The following is a 16,029-nucleotide window of genomic DNA, read 5'->3' on the forward strand; positions in this document are numbered from 1 at the left end:
GTAAACGCTGTGACGATTCGACGCGTAGGGGCCCAAAGTGGTTGACGTCTCACCTATCCGGAAATCAGACGTTAAAGCGGAACTCCACCACGTCGCCGTCGCGCATGACGTAGTCCTTGCCCTCGATGCGGGCCTTGCCCACCGAGCGGGCGCTGGCGATGGAGCCCGCCTCGACCAGGTCGTCGAACGACACGACCTCGGCCTTGATGAAACCGCGCTGGAAGTCAGTGTGGATCACGCCGGCGGCCTCGGGAGCGGTGGCGCCCTTGCGGATCGTCCAGGCCCTGGTCTCCTTGGGCCCGGCCGTCAGGTAGGTCTGCAGGCCGAGCGTCTCGAAGCCCACCCTGGCCAGCTGCGACAGGCCGGACTCCTCCTGGCCCACCGACTGCAGCAGCTCCAGCGCCTCCTCGTCGTCGAGCTCCACCAGCTCCGACTCGATCTTGGCGTCGAGGAAGACCGCCTCGGCCGGGGCGACGAGGGCGGAGAGCTGCTCTCGGAGCGCGGAGTCGATCAGCTCGTCGGCGTCGAGGTTGAACACGTACAGGAACGGCTTGGCCGTCAGCAGGTGGAGCTCACGAAGCTCGTCGCGGTCGAGTCCGCTCTCGAAGATGGTCTTGCCGGTCTCGAGCACGGCCAGGGCGGCCTCAGCGGCCTCCAGCGCGGCCTTCTTGTCCTTGTTGTGCCGCGCCTCCTTCTGCAGGCGCGGGACGGCCTTCTCGACCGTCTGCAGGTCGGCCATGATCAACTCGGTGTTGATGGTCTCGATGTCACGCTTGGGGGAGATCTCGCCGTCGACGTGCGTGACGTCGGGGTCGGTGAAGACCCGGATCACCTGGCAGATCGCGTCGGTGTCGCGGATGTTGGCGAGGAACTGGTTGCCCCGCCCCTGCCCCTCCGACGCACCCTTGACCAGGCCCGCGATGTCGACGAACTCCACCTTGGCGGGCAGCACCTTGGCCGAGGAGAAGATCTCGGCCAGCTTGGGCAGGCGGTCGTCGGGCACGCCCACGATGCCCACGTTGGGCTCGATGGTGGCGAACGGGTAGTTCGCGGCTAGGGCGTTGCCGGTCTTGGTCAACGCGTTGAAGAGCGTGGACTTGCCGACGTTGGGCAGACCGACGATGCCAATGGAGAGACTCACGTTCGCCGAGTTTACTTGCTCACAAGACGCAGACAGGTCACGGGACGATAGGCGCCTCGCGCCTCCAAGTAGCGCTCGGAGCTGTCGGGGCAGCTTTCGGCGGACTCGGTGAAGGCGTCCACCCGCGCCCAGGCCCGCCGCGACGCGCAGGAGACCCGGTCGATCGCCGACCTGGTCACCACGCCGGGGCCCGGCTCGGCCACGCACATTCCCCGGTCGAGCACCTTGCCACCGGCGCCGAGACAGATCACCGCGTCCCCGGTCAGCGTGCCGGGTGCCGCGTGGTCGAAGGTGAGCGTGTCGAGGGTGTTCGCGGGACAGTTCGACGCTGTACGGACGAGCGCGACGGCTCTGCCGTACCAGCCAGACTGAGAACACGGCCGCTCGCGGCCGTCGAGCGCGACGCAGTCGCCCGGCCTGAGCACTCCCCCGCCGCCGCCCGGTGCGCCGGGGTGCGGGTCGAGGAAGTTGCGTACGCAGGCCGCGCGTCCTCCGTCGATGCGCAGGACGTCGTCGACGTCGTCGGGGCAGGCGCCGGGACCCGGCGGATCGGCGGTCACGGCGACCACCTCGGAGTCGCCGCCATTGCACGGCGTCAGGTCGTAGCGCTCCGCGGAACTGCGCACGCACGCCCCGGGCTCCCACCGCAACGCCGGCCCGGGGTCCGGGGCGGCGACGGGGCTCGCGGAGTGGGCGCGGACGACGACCGTCGCCAGCGCGAGCACACCGGCCGTCACCGCGATCGCCGCCACGAGCGGCAGCGCACGCCGCGATCCGGTAATCATACAAGTACTCTGGGTGACGATCGGGGAGCCGCACAAGCGGAACGCCCAAGCGTGTCGGGGAGATCCACGACCGATGTCCTGCAATCATCAATGGAGTGGATAGCGATGGAGTGGATGTCGTCTCGCTTCTCATCGGCCTGGCCGTTGGGTTGGCCATCGGGTTCATGATCGCCCGCACCCGGGCGGCGGTGCGAGTGGCCGAGTCCGACGCCAGGGCCAAATCGGCCGCCGACAAGCTCGTCTACGTCGAGGAGCAGCTCGCCGAGCGCTTCCAGGCCCTGTCCACCCGGGCACTCGACGTCAACAACATCCGCTTCCTGGAGCTGGCCGAGACCAGGCTGGCCGCCAGCCGCGCCGAGGCGAGCGGCGACCTCGACCAGCGCAGGCAGGCGGTCGAGCATCTGGTCGAGCCGCTGAAGGACGCGCTCACGCGGGTCGAGGCGCAGTTGCGCGACACCGAGTCGGGGCAGCGTGCCGGCCGTGCCGAGCTGGCCAAGCAGATGGAGTTCGTCCGGCAGAGCAACCTGGAGCTGCGTTCGCAGACCACGGCGCTGGTCCGGGCGCTGCAACGGCCCGAGGCCCGTGGCCGGTGGGGCGAGCTGCAGCTGCGCAGGGTCGCCGAGATCGCCGGGATGCAGCGCTACTGCGACTTCGACGAGCAGGTCACCGAGGGCGCCATGCGGCCCGACATGATCGTACGGCTGGCCGGCGGCAAGAACATCGTGATCGACTCCAAGGTGTCGCTGGCCGCCTACCTGGAGGCCGCGGAGGCGTCCGACGACTCGCTGGCCTCCGTGCGGCTCGACGCGCACGCCAGGCACGTACGCGAGCACGTCGACCGGCTGGCCGCCAAGGCGTACTGGCAGGGGTTCAACCCGTCGCCGGAGTTCGTGGTGCTGTTCATCCCCGGCGAGGCGTTCCTGGCGCCCGCGCTGGAGCGGGATCCGGCGCTGCTGGAGTACGCGATGACGCGCCGTGTGCACATCGCCACCCCGACCACGCTGATCACCATGCTGCGCACCGCCCAGTACGCCTGGCAGCAGGCCGCGCTGAGCGAGAACGCGCGCGCGGTGTTCGAGCTGGGCAAGGAGCTGTACGAGCGGCTCTCGTCGCTGGGAAGGAATGTCGAGTCCCTGGGCAAGTCCCTGAGCCGGGCCGTCGAGGCGTACAACAAGACTGTGGGATCCCTCGAAAGCCGCGTACTCGTCAGCGCACGCAAGCTGCACGATCTGGGCGTCGTCGACCGCGAGCTCGACTCTCCGGAGATGCTGGAGGGCCTGCCCAGGCCACTGGCCTCGCCCGAACTGCTGGAAACCTCGTCTCTGATCTCGCACGCGAACGGTAAGTTGGCCAACGGGTCGCAGTAGGGGGGCGGGGGCAATGAGTGAGAAAGGCAAGCGATCGGCCGTCAGGCTGACCGCTCGCGGTGCCATCGCGCTCGCCCTGATCGCCACACTGGCGGCCTATGTCGTGGCTGCCCTGATCAACCTGCCGATCGTGGTCGGGCCGGTTTTCGTGGTGGCGAGCCTGCTCGGCGTGCTCCTGGTCAACCCGCGCGAACTGCTGTCGCTGGTGGTCACGCCGCCGCTGGTGTTCTTCGTGGCGACGCTCTTCGTCGAGCTGGGCCGGGCGCTCGGCTCGGTGTCGATCACGCAGTCGCTCTTGCTCGGCCTGATCGCCTCGCTGTCGCAGGGGGCTCCCTGGCTGTTCGCGGGCTCGGCGATCGTGCTCGTCGTCGCCTGGCGGCGCGGGCTGCGCGACAACGTACGCGACCTGCGCGAGGAGCTACGGGCGGGCGCCGAGGCGCCGCGCCCGCGCCAGTCGTTCGTACCGGAGCCGGAGGGCTACTTCGAGCCCAAGGTGTACGGCACACCGCGCACCGAGGACTGACCCGGCCCAGCCGGCGAGCCGCCCATCGAGGACCGACCGGTGCGCACGGCGGGCTGATCCTCGGGAACGCATGGCGGGCTGCCCACCGAGAACCGGCCACGCCGTACAACGGGCCGCCTGTCGAAGACCGGTCAGGCCACACGACGCGCTGCCTGCCAAGGACCGGCCACGCGGCACGACGGGCCGCCCGTCGAGGGCTGACCACGCCGCGCGGCGCGAGGCACCCGGGAGCGCCCGGGGACCGACGCGGCCGCGCAGGCGGGGCTAGGAGACTCGGAGGTCCTTGCGGAGCTCGTGGGGAAGGGCGAAGCGCACGCTCTCGTGGACCGGCTCAACCTCCGCGACGTCGTCGAACCCGTGCGCGGCCAGCCGGGCGAGCACCTCGGCGACCAGCTCTTCCGGCACCGAGGCGCCGCTGGTCACGCCGACCGTGGTCACGCCGTCGAGCCACTCGTCGCGGATGAAGGTGGCGTTGTCGACCAGGTAGGACGCGTCGGCGCCGTAGTCCTTGGCCACCTCGACCAGGCGCTTGGAGTTGGAGGAGTTTTCCGACCCGACCACGATGACCAGCTGCGACTCGGCGGCGATCTCCTTCACCGCGACCTGGCGGTTCTGGGTCGCGTAGCAGATGTCGTCGCTGGGCGGGTCGATCAGCGTGGGGAAGCGCTCCTTGAGCTTGGCCACCGTCTCATTGGTCTCGTCGACCGAGAGCGTGGTCTGCGACAGCCAGACCAGCTTGGACGGGTCCTTCACCTGGATCCGGTCGACGGAGTCGAGGCCGTCGACGAGCTGGATGTGGTCGGGCGCCTCACCGGCAGTGCCTTCGACCTCCTCGTGCCCTTCGTGGCCGATCAGCAGGATGTCGTACTCCTGGCCCGCGAACCTCTTTGCCTCGTTGTGCACCTTTGTGACCAGTGGGCAGGTAGCGTCGATCGTGCGCAACCCGCGCTGCTTGGCCTCGTCGTGCACGGCGGGCGAGACTCCGTGGGCCGAGAACACCACGATCTCGCCCTCGGGCACCTCGTCGGTCTCCTCGACGAAGATCGCGCCTCTGGCCTCCAGAGTCTTGACCACATGCGTGTTGTGCACGATCTGCTTACGCACGTAGACGGGCGCTCCGTATTGCTCCAGGGCTTTCTCGACCGCCACCACGGCTCGATCGACTCCGGCACAGTAGCCGCGTGGCCGGGCTACGAGGACTCGGCGGGAAGTGGGGGTCTGGGGCTCCATACTTCTTATGCTACGTGGAGCGGCCGACAGGCCCGCGCGTGCGTGGTTGCCCGCCGTGCCAGACTGGCCGTCCAATACAGACCTCCCAGGGAGACGTCATGTCCCTCAGCGACGTGATACGCAACATCACGAAGACCATCACCAACAAAGACGAGCTGAAGGAGAAGGCGAAGGACTTTCCGCTCCTCGTCATCCAGACCACTCTGAGCGCGGCCGGTCAGGCACTGCTGGTCGTCGATCGGATGAAGAACTCGATCAAGGGGCTGGGCAACAAGGAGAACAAGGAGGCGGACTACGACTCCCGTCCGTCCGCCGCCGACCAGGTGGCCGCGCCCGCGCCGGCGGATGAGGAGGTGGCGGCGAAGCCCGCTCGCAAGGAGCCGGTCATCTTCGCGCCGCGCCCCACCCCGTCGGACGCCGCCGCGCCCAACGGCTCCGCCAAGACCAAGCCGGACCCGGTCATCTTCAGCCCGGCGGCCAAGCCGAAGCCCGAGGCCACCACCGAAACCGCCGCCGCCCCGGCGACCGCCCCCGAGCCGACCGTCGCTCCGGAGCCCGCCGCCGCCCCTGAGCCCAAGGCCGCCCCCGAGCCCAAGGCCGCCACGGTCGAGCCCGCTGTCGCTCCTGAACCGACCGTCGTCCCCGAGCCTGAGGCCGCTGTCGTCCCCGAGCCCGCCGCCGCGCCTGAGCCCGAGGCCGCCCCTGAGCCCGAGGTCGCTGCCGTTGAGCCCGTCGTCGCTGCCGAGCCGGTGGCCGCGCCGGAACCGGTGGCCGCGCCGGAGGCCGCTGAGGTCAAGCCCAAGCGGGCCGCCAAGCCGCGTACCGCTGCCAAGCCGAGGGCCGCTGCCAAGCCGAGGGCCGCTGCCAAGGCCAAGGCCGCCACGGAGCCGGCGACCGCCGCCGAGACGACCGCCACCAAGGAAACCGCCGCCGCGGCGCCGGCCGCCAACGGCCTGGTCGAGCCGCTGCCCGGCTACTCCGAGCTGACCGTCGCCTCGCTGCGCGCCAGGATGCGCGGCAAGTCGGCCGACCAGATCAGCGCGCTCATCGCGTACGAGCAGGCCACGAGCGCGCGCGCCGAGGTCGTCCGGATGTACGAGAACCGCCTGGCCAAGCTGCAGGCCGGGGAATAAGTCCCCCTGGCACCGTAGTCTTCCGACATGACCTCGAAGACCTCGCCCGAGTCTCCGCTGCCGATCCGCACCGTCCTGCAGATGGTGGGCGGCTGGATCGGCAAGCTGGGGACGGTCTGGGTCGAGGGCCAGATCACCGACCTGAGCGCGCGTGGCGGCACGGTGTTCATGACGCTGCGCGACCCGGTGGCCAACGTGTCGGCCCGGGTCACCGCCCCGCGCGGCGTCTACGAGGCGGCGGTGCCGCGACCGGCCGACGGCGCGAGGGTCGTGGTGCACGTCAAGCCCGACTTCTGGGTCAACAGGGGCTCGTTCGCCTTCACCGCGCTGGAGATCAGGCCGATCGGCGTGGGCGAGCTGCTCGCGCGGCTCGAACGGCTGCGCCAGTTGCTGGCCGCCGAGGGCCTGTTCAACGCCGACAGGAAGCGGCGGCTGCCGTTCCTGCCCGGCACGGTCGGGCTGATCTGCGGCCGTGACTCGGCGGCGGAGCGCGACGTGCTGGAGAACTCCCGGCGCCGCTGGCCCGCCGTGCGCTTCAAGGTCGAGGAGGTCGCCGTCCAGGGCCCGTACGCCGTGGGCGAGGTCACCGAGGCGCTGCGGAAGTTCGACGCGGACTCCGAGGTCGAGGTGATCGTCGTCGCCCGTGGCGGCGGCTCCCTGGAGGACCTGCTGCCGTTCTCCGACGAAACGCTGGTGCGGTCCGTGGCCGCCTGCCGCACGCCCGTGGTGAGCGCGATCGGCCACGAGCAGGACAATCCGCTGCTCGACCTGGTGGCCGACGTGCGGGCCTCGACGCCGACCGACGCCGCCAAGAAGGTGGTGCCCGACGTGGGCGAGCAGCTCACGCTGGTACGCCAGCTGCGCGACAGGGGGCGCAGGGTGCTCGGCGGCTGGCTCGACCGGGAGATGTCCTGGCTGACGTCGGCGCGCTCCCGGCCTTCGCTGGCCGACCCGGTGCGCGAGCTCGAACGCCGGGCCGAGCAGGTCGACGCGCTCCGTGACCGGTCCAGGCGCTCGCTGAGCGGCTCTCTCGACCGCGCGGAGGACTCGCTGTCGCATCTCCGTGCCCGGCTCGTCGCCCTGTCACCCGCCGCCACGCTGGAACGCGGCTACGCCATCGTCCAGGATCCGTCCGGGGAGGTCGTCCGGCTGGCCAAGAACGTGGCCCCCGGCTCCGTGCTGACGATCAGGTTCACAGACGACCGCCTGACCGTCCGTACGGAAGACGGCACGCCAACAGCCACCACCAAACCCCGCAAACCCCGCAAGAAGGCCACTGATGAAACCGACTGAAATCTGGCTCAGGCCCTGATCGCCTGGGTCAGGGCGTCGAATCCGGCCTTGATCTCATCGACCGACATGCCGCGTACGTCCCGCTGATGGCGGAGCAGATGAGCGCTGATCGGCGCCAGCAGCGCGTCGGCCAGGAAGTCCGCGCCTTCTGGACGCACCTGGGCGAGCAGCGCGGCCAGGTGGGTGTGATGCACCCTGTACGGCCCGCTGAGCCGGGCGGCCGGCGGCCCGAGCTCCAGCAGCAGGAACAGGTCCAGCTGCTCGACCACCCGATCGATCAGCGCGTGCAGGAACGCCCTGATCCGCTCGGCAGGAGGCGCCCCCGGCCCGACCGGCGGCGGGCCGTTCAGGAAGGCCGCCTGGAAACGCCGCTCCCGATCGTCGATCAGCGCCAGCACCAGCCCGGCCCGATCCCCGAATCGGCGGTAGACCGTGCCGACCCCCACGCATGCCTCACGGGCGACCTCGTCGAGGGAGAGCTGGTCGAGGGACCCGTCGGCGATCATCTTGGTGGCCACCTCGACGATCTTCTGCCTGTTGCGCGCCGCGTCGGCCCGCTCGGGCTGAGGCTGCCCGAGGATCGGCAGCATTCGGCGCTCACCCACAAGGCGAGCATAATCGTTGTAACCGGAAATTTCTCCGGTTAGGCTGGGCGCCTTAACCGGAGAAATTTCCGATTCAAGGAGCCGAGCATGGCCAACGAGTTCAACGAGAAGATCATCGCCGAGTTCCGTGCCAACGAGGGCAAGGTCGGCGGCATGTTCGAGGGTGCCAATCTGGTACTTCTCACGACCACGGGCGCCAAGAGCGGCAAGCGCACGACGAGCCCGGTGATGTACTTCGAGGACGATGGCCGCTACATCGTCATCGCCTCGTACGCGGGCGCGGACCACCACCCTGCGTGGTACCACAACCTGGTCGCCAACCCGGAGGTGACCGTCGAGATCGGGACGGAGACGTTCGAGGTCACGGCCGAGGTCGTGGGGGACGAGGAGCGCGACAAGCTCTATGCCCGCGTGGTGGAGATCGCTCCGGGTTTCGCGGAGTATCAGCAGAAGACCACCCGCCGCATCCCGGTGGTGGCCCTTCACCGCGCCGCCTGAGCGACAAGCGGCTACTGAACCTGACGCTGTGCGCGGCGGGAATGCCTGACCAGCTGAGTGGCTAGAACGGCGCGTCGTCCGACTGGCCGGCGGTGGGATCGGCGCGGCGGGCCATGGCGGCGGCGAGCTTCACCCTGGCGCCCTGCAACCACTCCTCGCAGATGGCGGCCAGCTTCTCGCCGCGCTCCCACAGCTCGATCGACTGCTCCAGGGTGAGCCCGCCCGTCTCCAGGCGGCGCACCACCTCGGTCAGCTCCTCGCGGGCCTGCTCGTATGAGGGTGCCTTCTCGTCTGCCACGCGCACCACCTTAGGGTCAGGAACCGACATCCGCGGACCGGCCCGCCGAGTAGCCCGCCGAGGAGAGCCGCGCCACGGGTCAGCCCGTCGGCTTCGGCCGCTGCCGCAGGCCGGCGGCCAGCTCGCCCAGCTCGGCCCAGTCGGCCGTGCCGGTGACGACCAGCGTGACCTCCGGCAGCACCCGGACCAGGGTGCGCTGGTTCTTGTCCTCGCGGAAGCGCTGCTCCCACGGCTGCCCGGCCACCTGCTGGGTGCCCACGACCCGGTTGGAGTTGGCCATCCGGTCGGCGAACCCGGTGGCCGGCTTCTCGTCGCTCTGCACGAACATGGCGTGCTGATTCTTGGCCGTCGCGTAGCCCAGGTAGAGCACCTGGGCCCCGCCGGAGCCCTTGGCGATCTTGTTGCTGTTGGGGACCCAGCCCGCCGGGTCCTTCTCGGGCGCCCACACCTGGTACGGCACTTCATGGCCGAAGTTGGCGACGGTCATCGAGTAGTCGAGCTTGGGAATGTGCTGCTCCCGGCTCTGCGGCGTGACCAGCAGGAACAGCCCCACCCCCACGAGACAGACGAGCAGGGCTACCGCGTAGCCGTAGAAACCTTCGGTGAACCGTCGCACAACTGGCGAGATTACCCGCTGGTGGGGCCGCCCGCCGAAGCGGCCGGGCGGATCTGGCCGATGATGGCGAGCACGTCCGCGGCCAGCTTGGGGTCGTCCGAGAGCACGACCTCGGAGACGGCGGCCGCGAGGGCGCCGGTGAGGACGACGACCAGCGCTCCCTCGTCGTCCTCGAAGAGCGCGGCGTTGCGTTCGGCCCACTTGCGCAGGCGGGCGCGCATGACCAGCTCGAAGCCGGGCGGCCCGTCGCCGCGCAGGAACAGCGCGGCGAGCTCGCGTTCCTCGATGCAGCCGTCGAGGTAGGCGCGGGCGGCGCGGATGAAGACCCGCATCGGGTCGTTCTCCCCCTCGGCGCGGGCCTCGCGGGCGGCCTGCTTGGTCCGCTGGGCCTGCCTGGCCTGCCACTCCTCGAACAGCGTGAGGTAGAGGTCGGCCTTGCCGGAGAAGTGGTGGTAGAGGCTGCCGACGCTGGCGTCGGCCTTGGCCACCACGTCGGTCACGCCGGCCTCGGCGAAGCCCTTGGAGACGAAGACGTCCCGGGCGGCCTGGAGTAGCGCGCTGCGCGTGGCCGCACCTCGCCCGGAGGTGCGGGCTGTCGCCGGTTGTTCCACATCGCTGCTCATGGCAGGCACATTATCCTCCGCTGACCGGGGATACAGGGACAACTACCATCGAGACAGTTTGTCCACAAGGAGGGCCTTCATCATGTCCGATCAGTCGTCCGTACCCCCAGCGCTGGCCACGGGAGAGCGCGCCCCTGATCGCAACCTGGCTCTGGAACTCGTACGCGTCACCGAGGCGGCCGCGATGGCGGCGGCCCGCTGGGTGGGCAGGGGGGACAAGAACGGCGCGGACGGCGCGGCGGTGAACGCGATGCGCCAGTTGATCAACACCGTGTCGATGAACGGGGTGGTGGTCATCGGGGAGGGCGAGAAGGACCACGCCCCGATGCTGTTCAACGGCGAGCGCGTCGGCGACGGCAGCGGCGCCGACTGCGACGTGGCCGTCGACCCGATCGACGGCACCCGGCTGACCGCGCTCGGCATGCCCGACGCGGTGTCGGTGATCGCGGTGAGCGAGCGTGGCTCGATGTACGACCCGTCCGCCGTGTTCTACATGGAGAAGCTGGTCACCGGCTGCGAGGCCGCCGACGTGGTCGACATCGAGGCTCCGGTGTCGGCGAACATCCAGGCCGTCGCCAGGGCCAAGGGGGTCTCGGCCTCTGACGTGACGGTCGTCGTACTCGACCGCCCGCGGCACGAGCAGATGGTCAAGGAGATCAGGGAGACCGGGGCGCGGATCAAGTTCATCGTCGACGGCGACGTGGCGGGCGCGATCATGGCGGCCCGCGCCGACACCGGCATCGACCTGATGCTGGGCATCGGCGGCACGCCCGAGGGCATCGTGGCCGCGTGCGCGCTCAAGTGCCTGGGCGGCGTGATCCAGGGCAAGCTGTGGCCGCGTGACGACGCCGAGCGGCAGAAGGCGATCGACGCCGGGCACGACCTCGGCCAGGTGCTGACCACGAACGACCTGGTGCGGTCCGAGGACGTGTTCTTCGCGGCGACGGGCATCACGCAGGGCGAGCTCATGCAGGGCGTCCGGTTCAGGGGCGGGGTGGCGCTGACGCACTCGCTGGTGATGCGCGGGCGTTCCGGCACCATCCGCAAGGTGGACAGCGAACACCAGCTCTCGAAGCTGCGCGCCTACAGCGCGATCAACTTCGACACCGCCGGATAGGACAAGGGCTCAGCGGCGGCGCTTGCGGCGCGGTGGTTCCTTGACCTTGACGTCGCCCGCGAAGTTCGTGGTGCGCACCTCGACCACCGGTGCTCCCGGCTCGGTCGGCTGCTTGGTCAGCCGGACCGTGCTGCCCTTCGCGACGCGGATCACCTCGAGACCCTCGGGTACGTGGATCTCGAGGCCGCCGAAGACCAGCGTGGCGTTGATCACGATGCGCCGGTTCTGCAGGATGGCCTCGCGGAGGTCCAGCTTGGTGGTGCCGAACATGGCCGTGACGGTCAGTTCAGCGGGCACCACCCAGCGTCCGCCGCGCTGCTCCTGCTTGAAGAACGCCGACACCGGCCGGCCGTCGAGGTTGAGCGGCTGCTGCTCCGCGGGCAGCAGGTCGGCCGTCACCGCGGCGAGCTCGCCCAGCGTCCGCGCCGAGTAGACGACTCCGAGCCGTTCCTCCAGCTCGTCGAGCATGAGGCGGCCGTCGGCGTGGGCGTCCTGCAGCACCTGGACGAAACGCTCGCGATCGTCGTCGGAGGCCCGTAGTTCGTGCGGGGGAAGTGCGTTTTCATCTTCTTTGGGGCGGCGTGCCGAGACCCATTCCTCGGCCAGCCGTTCTCCGACTTCTTGCAGGCGTGGCAACCAGGATCCCGGGCGTTCATTCACACTTCTGACGATATCCGGCAGCCGGGCGGTTCGCTCGTGCCTCGGACGCCACCTCAGCCAAAAGTACGCGCCGAAAGTCAGCCGATTCGCGCGACCAGGGCCGCGATCTCCTCCGCGAGTGTCTCGTCGACGTCGGCGTGGCGGTTGAGCAAGCGGTACCACATGGCACCGAAGATCAGATCGACCGCGAGCTCAACGTCCACGTCGGCGGGGAGCGCGCCGCGTTCCAGCACCGAGCGCAGGGCCTGCCGGCGCGGGCCGATGAGCCTGGCCCGCAGCTCAGCGCCGAACGCGGGGTCTGACTGGGCCTCGGCCATGAGGCCCACGACTACCCGCCCGGCCACGCCGTGGGCCAGCGCGAAGGTCTCGCGCAGGAACGCGACCAGGTCCGCGCCCGCGTCGCCGCTGACGGGCGGGGGCCGCAGCTCGGCGCCCACCAGGTCGGTCATCGCCTCCATCAGCACCTCACCCTTGGACTGCCACCAGCGGTAGAGGGTCTGCCTGCCGACACCCGCCGCGTCGGCGATGCCCTTCAGGGTGACATTCGGGTATCCGTCGCGCTCGCACAGGTCGAGCGCGGCCTTGAGGATCGCCTTTCTGGCCACCTCGCTGCGTGGTCTGCCTACCATGCCCGTCACTTTACAAGACAGCGTGCCTCGTTTTATAGTTTCGAGGCAAGGTGTATCGAATTAGGAGGAACACGATGCGAGTCGTGATCATTGGCGGCACCACGGGCATCGGGCTGGCGACGGCGGCCCGGCTGGCGGACGACGGCGCCGAGGTCGTCATCACCGGCCGGTCCGCCGAGCGGGTGGCGGCCGCGGTGAAGCAGCTGGGCGACCGGGCCTCCGGCGAGGCCGTGGACGCCCGCGACACCGAGGCGATGCGCGATTTCTTCAGCCGGACGGGTGTCGTCGACCATCTGATCGTCACCGTGACCGGCCGCGGCCCCGCCGGGCCGCTGCGCTCGCTGACGCAGGAGGCGCTGGTCGGGGCCGTACAGGACAAGCTGATCCCGCACCTGCTGACCGCGCAGGCCGCTCTGGACGTGCTCGCCCCCGAGGGTTCGATCACGTTCGTGACGGCGGCGTCGGCGGGCTCGGCCTTCCCCGGCGTCTCCGCTCTGGCGGCGGTGAACGGCGCGATCGAGTCCGCGGTGCCCGGCCTGGCGGTCGAGCTCGGCCCGATCCGGGTGAACGCCGTCTCCCCCGGCGTGATCGACACCGAGTGGTGGTCCGGGCTGCCCGCCGAGGCGCGGGCGGCCGTGTTCGCCGACTTCGCGGGGCGCTCGCCGGTCGGCCGGACAGGCAGGCCGGAGGACGTCGCGGCGACGATCGCCTACGTGGTGGGCAACTCGTTCGTCACCGGAACGGTGCTGACCGTCGACGGAGGAGGCAGGCTGAAGGCATGAGGACGATCCTGATCACCGGCGCGACGGACGGGCTCGGGCGGGAGCTGGCGCGACGGCTCGCCGCCGACGAGCGCGTCATCGTGCACGGTCGCGATCCTGAGCGGGTACGGCAGGCACGGGCCGGCGCGGGCGGCACCACCGAGGGCATCCTGGCCGACCTGGCCGACCTGAGCCAGGTGGACCGGCTGGCAGACGAGGTGCTCGACCGGTTCGACCGGATCGACGTGCTGGTCAACAACGCCGGGATGGGCGGCGGCCCGCCGGGCTCCGGCCGCGAGGAGAGCAAGGACGGCGTCGAGCTCCGCTTCGCGGTCAACTACCTGGCCGGATACCACCTGACCCGGCGGCTGATCCCGCTGCTCGTCAGGTCGGCGCCGTCGCGGGTGGTGAACGTCGCCTCGGCCGGGCAGCAGGCGATCGACTTCGCCGACCCGATGCTGACCCGCGGCTACGGGCGGCAGCGCGCCTACAGCCAGAGCAAGCTGGCGCAGATCATGTTCACCTTCGACCTGGCGGAGGAACTGGCCGGGCAGGGCGTGACGGTCAACGCCCTGCACCCGGCCACGTACATGGACACCACCATGGTCCGCGAGGCGGGGGCGCCGGTGATGAGCACGGTCGACGAGGGCGTGGCGGCGACGCGGCGGCTGATCGACGGGCTCGACGGCGTGAGCGGCCACTATTTCAACGGGCAGCGGGAGAGCCGGGCCGACGCCCAGGCCTACGACCTCGCGGCGCGCAAGCGGCTGCGCGAGCTCAGCGATGACCTCGTACGACGGGCGCTGGGCTGATCCACAAGGAATCCGTGCCCTTTTCCCGCCGTTGTCTCGACAAAGACGGCGGAGAGGGGGCCTCGTGCATCAACCCGCACGATGGGGACTGGGCGCGGTGGCGGCTGGCGCCGCGGTGATCGTCGGTCTCGATGTGACCAGCCTCGGCGAGATCGACCCGCTGCGGCGGACCATCAGCCAGCACGGCCTCGGGCCCGAGGGCTGGATCTTCGGGCTCGGCGTCGCGCTGCTGGCGGCCGGGTCCGCGGCGATCTGCGTGTCGCTGGCCCGCAGGCGGCTGGCCGGGATCGTCGGGACGCTGACGTTGACGCTCTGGAGCGCCGGGCTGTTCGTCGCCGCCTGGTTCCCCAAGCAGGACTGGTCCCTCGCGCCGACCTTGAGCGGCAGCTTCCACCGGGCCGGCAGCTTCGTGGCCTTCCTCAGCCTGCCCATCGCGGCCGTGGTCATCGCGCGGTCCTGGCGGCGCGCGGAGCGGCGGGGGGCCGCGCTGACCGCGTTCGCGTTCGGGCTGGGCTCGGTGCTGTGGGTGGCGGGCATGGCCGCGATGGCGCTGTACGGAGCGCACAACGGGCTGCCGTGGTGGCGGGTCATGCCACTCGGCCTGGTCGAACGTGTGCTGGCGGTCACCGAGGTGGCCGCGCTGATCGCCCTGGGCGTCTGGGCCGCCGCGCACACACCCGCGCTCGCAAGATCACAGGGTGGCGACGAGGTGGCGAAAGAGCTGGCCAAGCGGCTAACCTGACCGCGCCTCACGTTCCCCCCATCTGGAGGCCGCCGTGCCGACTCCTCGTGATCGCCAGGCCCGCATAGCCACGTTCGTCGTGTACGCGGTGCAGGGCCTCTCGTTCATCACGCTGCTCGCCCAGGTCGCGAACCTGCAGACCAAACACCGGCTCGACGAGGGCGCACTGACGATCCTGCTGCTCATCGTGCCGGTCTTCGCCGGGCTGGGCAGCGTGGCGGCCGGCTCGTTCGCCGCGCGCAGGGGCAGCAAGCCGCTGCTCCGCGTCGCGCAGCCGGTCGTGGCCCTCGCCGTGGTGCTCGTCGCCCTCGCGCCGAGCGTGCCGCTGCTGGTGCCCGCACTGCTGCTGTTCGGCCTCGGGGTCGGCGCGGTCGACGCGGGCATCAACATGCAGGGCGTGGCGGTCGAGCGCAAGTACGGCCGGGCCGTACTGAACGGCTTCCACTGCATGTGGAGCGTGTTCAGCACGGCCGGGGCGCTCTGGGCGTCGGCCGCGGCCGAGCTGCCGCTGGCGGTCACGATGGCGATCCCGATGGTCGTGGCGGTGGGCGGCTCCCTGTACGCCGGGCCGCTCCTGTGCACGATCGAGGAGGAGAAGGTCGAGGACACCACCGCGACGGCCGCCGGTGGGTTCCCGTGGAAGCCGATCATCCCGCTCTGCCTGGCGATGGCGTTCCTGTACGTCGGCGACGCCTCGGTCTCCAACTTCAGCACCGTCTACATGCAGCAGGTCCTCGCCGCGAGCCCCGGCGTCATCCCGCTGGCCTACGCCGCCTACCAGGCCACCACGCTGCTGATCAGGCTCGGCGGCGACGTCGCGGTCAGGAAGTATGGGCCGGCGGCGATCGTCAGGATCGGCGGCGCGATCGCCACCCTCGGCTTCCTGGGCATCGTCCTGGCGCCCAACCAGCCGCTGGCCATCCTGGCGTTCGGCCTGACCGGGGTGGGACTGTCGGTGGTCGCGCCGCAGTCGTTCTCGGCTGCGGGACGGCTCGACCCGGCGGGGACCGGGGTGGCCATCGCGCGGGTCAACCTGTTCAACTACGTCGGCTTCATCGTGGGCGCGGCGCTGGTCGGCGGCATCGCCAGCGCCAGCGACATGCAGGTGGCGTTCGCCGCGCCGCTGGTGCTGTCCGCCGTGATCATCGCACTGGCCAGGGGGTTCGAGCCACGACGGGTCAAGGAAGCCGCCTGAC

Annotated in this window: 19 protein-coding genes; 10 read left to right on the forward strand and 9 right to left on the reverse strand. The window is 70.4% G+C overall.

From position 1 onward, the window contains the following. Positions 1-64 precede the first annotated feature (64 nt). Together ychF and ACGFNP_RS32475 are read right to left on the reverse strand one after the other, a co-directional pair. Complete coding sequence (gene ychF, locus ACGFNP_RS32470) at positions 65-1,141, reverse strand: redox-regulated ATPase YchF (protein WP_358328536.1); 1,077 nt, start codon at positions 1,139-1,141, stop codon at positions 65-67. Positions 1,142-1,152: 11 nt separating this feature from the next. Next, entirely contained in the window at positions 1,153-1,926 is a 774-nt protein-coding gene (locus ACGFNP_RS32475; protein WP_393325249.1) for a hypothetical protein, read from the reverse strand. A 164-nt stretch (positions 1,927-2,090) separates the two neighbouring features. On the opposite strand from ACGFNP_RS32475, the gene ACGFNP_RS32480 reads away from it, so the two are divergent. Next, positions 2,091-3,293, forward strand: a complete 1,203-nt coding sequence (locus tag ACGFNP_RS32480) for a DNA recombination protein RmuC (RefSeq protein ID WP_358328901.1) — start codon at positions 2,091-2,093, stop codon at positions 3,291-3,293. Positions 3,294-3,306: 13 nt separating this feature from the next. Beyond that, positions 3,307-3,816, forward strand: a complete 510-nt coding sequence (locus tag ACGFNP_RS32485; RefSeq protein ID WP_358328530.1) for a DUF6542 domain-containing protein — start codon at positions 3,307-3,309, stop codon at positions 3,814-3,816. Positions 3,817-4,080: 264 nt separating this feature from the next. Here the strand turns inward: ACGFNP_RS32485 and ACGFNP_RS32490 are convergent, their stop codons facing one another. Continuing rightward, entirely contained in the window at positions 4,081-5,046 is a 966-nt protein-coding gene (locus ACGFNP_RS32490) for a 4-hydroxy-3-methylbut-2-enyl diphosphate reductase (protein WP_214639695.1), read from the reverse strand. Positions 5,047-5,144: 98 nt separating this feature from the next. Here ACGFNP_RS32490 and ACGFNP_RS32495 point away from each other — a divergent pair, with 98 nt between their 5' ends. Both ACGFNP_RS32495 and xseA read left to right on the forward strand, forming a co-directional pair. Next, entirely contained in the window at positions 5,145-6,179 is a 1,035-nt protein-coding gene (locus tag ACGFNP_RS32495; RefSeq protein ID WP_393325252.1) for a hypothetical protein, read from the forward strand. Between the two features lie 27 nt (positions 6,180-6,206). Then, positions 6,207-7,472: an exodeoxyribonuclease VII large subunit gene (gene xseA, locus ACGFNP_RS32500; protein WP_358328525.1), complete on the forward strand. Its 1,266-nt coding sequence runs from the start codon at positions 6,207-6,209 to the stop codon at positions 7,470-7,472. A gap of 8 nt (positions 7,473-7,480) precedes the next feature. Here the strand turns inward: xseA and ACGFNP_RS32505 are convergent, their stop codons facing one another. Continuing rightward, on the reverse strand, positions 7,481-8,077 hold the full coding sequence (locus tag ACGFNP_RS32505; RefSeq protein WP_358328522.1) for a helix-turn-helix domain-containing protein: 597 nt from the start codon (positions 8,075-8,077) through the stop codon (positions 7,481-7,483). Positions 8,078-8,164: 87 nt separating this feature from the next. Between ACGFNP_RS32505 and ACGFNP_RS32510 the strand changes: the two genes are divergently transcribed. Continuing rightward, positions 8,165-8,575 carry a nitroreductase family deazaflavin-dependent oxidoreductase gene (locus ACGFNP_RS32510; protein ID WP_358328519.1) on the forward strand — a complete coding sequence of 137 codons (411 nt, stop codon included), beginning with the start codon at positions 8,165-8,167 and terminating at the stop codon, positions 8,573-8,575. Positions 8,576-8,636: 61 nt separating this feature from the next. Here ACGFNP_RS32510 and ACGFNP_RS32515 read toward each other — a convergent pair whose 3' ends face one another. From ACGFNP_RS32515 to ACGFNP_RS32525, 3 genes are all read right to left on the reverse strand, one after another. Beyond that, on the reverse strand, positions 8,637-8,873 hold the full coding sequence (locus tag ACGFNP_RS32515; protein WP_358328516.1) for an exodeoxyribonuclease VII small subunit: 237 nt from the start codon (positions 8,871-8,873) through the stop codon (positions 8,637-8,639). Positions 8,874-8,952: 79 nt separating this feature from the next. Then, positions 8,953-9,489: a DUF4245 domain-containing protein gene (locus tag ACGFNP_RS32520; protein WP_393325255.1), complete on the reverse strand. Its 537-nt coding sequence runs from the start codon at positions 9,487-9,489 to the stop codon at positions 8,953-8,955. A gap of 11 nt (positions 9,490-9,500) precedes the next feature. Beyond that, entirely contained in the window at positions 9,501-10,112 is a 612-nt protein-coding gene (locus ACGFNP_RS32525) for a TetR/AcrR family transcriptional regulator (protein ID WP_358328510.1), read from the reverse strand. Positions 10,113-10,194: 82 nt separating this feature from the next. Here ACGFNP_RS32525 and glpX point away from each other — a divergent pair, with 82 nt between their 5' ends. Continuing rightward, positions 10,195-11,229, forward strand: coding sequence for a class II fructose-bisphosphatase (gene glpX / locus ACGFNP_RS32530; RefSeq protein ID WP_358328507.1), 1,035 nt, complete (start codon positions 10,195-10,197; stop codon positions 11,227-11,229). A 9-nt stretch (positions 11,230-11,238) separates the two neighbouring features. Here the strand turns inward: glpX and ACGFNP_RS32535 are convergent, their stop codons facing one another. Next, complete coding sequence (locus ACGFNP_RS32535) at positions 11,239-11,889, reverse strand: DUF1707 domain-containing protein (RefSeq protein ID WP_358328504.1); 651 nt, start codon at positions 11,887-11,889, stop codon at positions 11,239-11,241. A gap of 77 nt (positions 11,890-11,966) precedes the next feature. Next, the gene (locus ACGFNP_RS32540) at positions 11,967-12,518 is read right to left on the reverse strand and encodes a TetR/AcrR family transcriptional regulator (protein ID WP_358328501.1); all 552 of its coding nucleotides are present in this window, start codon (positions 12,516-12,518) and stop codon (positions 11,967-11,969) included. 74 nt (positions 12,519-12,592) lie between these two features. On the opposite strand from ACGFNP_RS32540, the gene ACGFNP_RS32545 reads away from it, so the two are divergent. The 4 genes from ACGFNP_RS32545 to ACGFNP_RS32560 all read left to right on the forward strand — a co-directional run bounded on the left by ACGFNP_RS32545 (position 12,593) and on the right by ACGFNP_RS32560 (position 16,028). Next, positions 12,593-13,300 (forward strand): SDR family oxidoreductase, encoded by a 708-nt coding sequence (locus ACGFNP_RS32545; protein ID WP_358328498.1) that lies wholly within the window; start codon positions 12,593-12,595, stop codon positions 13,298-13,300. Continuing rightward, positions 13,297-14,091, forward strand: a complete 795-nt coding sequence (locus ACGFNP_RS32550) for an SDR family NAD(P)-dependent oxidoreductase (RefSeq protein WP_358328494.1) — start codon at positions 13,297-13,299, stop codon at positions 14,089-14,091. The genes ACGFNP_RS32545 and ACGFNP_RS32550 overlap by 4 nt, the downstream gene beginning before the upstream one ends. A gap of 64 nt (positions 14,092-14,155) precedes the next feature. Next, positions 14,156-14,833, forward strand: coding sequence for a DUF998 domain-containing protein (locus ACGFNP_RS32555; RefSeq protein WP_358328491.1), 678 nt, complete (start codon positions 14,156-14,158; stop codon positions 14,831-14,833). A gap of 34 nt (positions 14,834-14,867) precedes the next feature. Beyond that, on the forward strand, positions 14,868-16,028 hold the full coding sequence (locus ACGFNP_RS32560; protein ID WP_358328488.1) for an MFS transporter: 1,161 nt from the start codon (positions 14,868-14,870) through the stop codon (positions 16,026-16,028). Position 16,029: the final 1 nt, after the last annotated feature.

The organism is Nonomuraea sp. NPDC049269, assembly GCF_043197155.1.
Lineage (GTDB): Bacteria > Actinomycetota > Actinomycetes > Streptosporangiales > Streptosporangiaceae > Nonomuraea.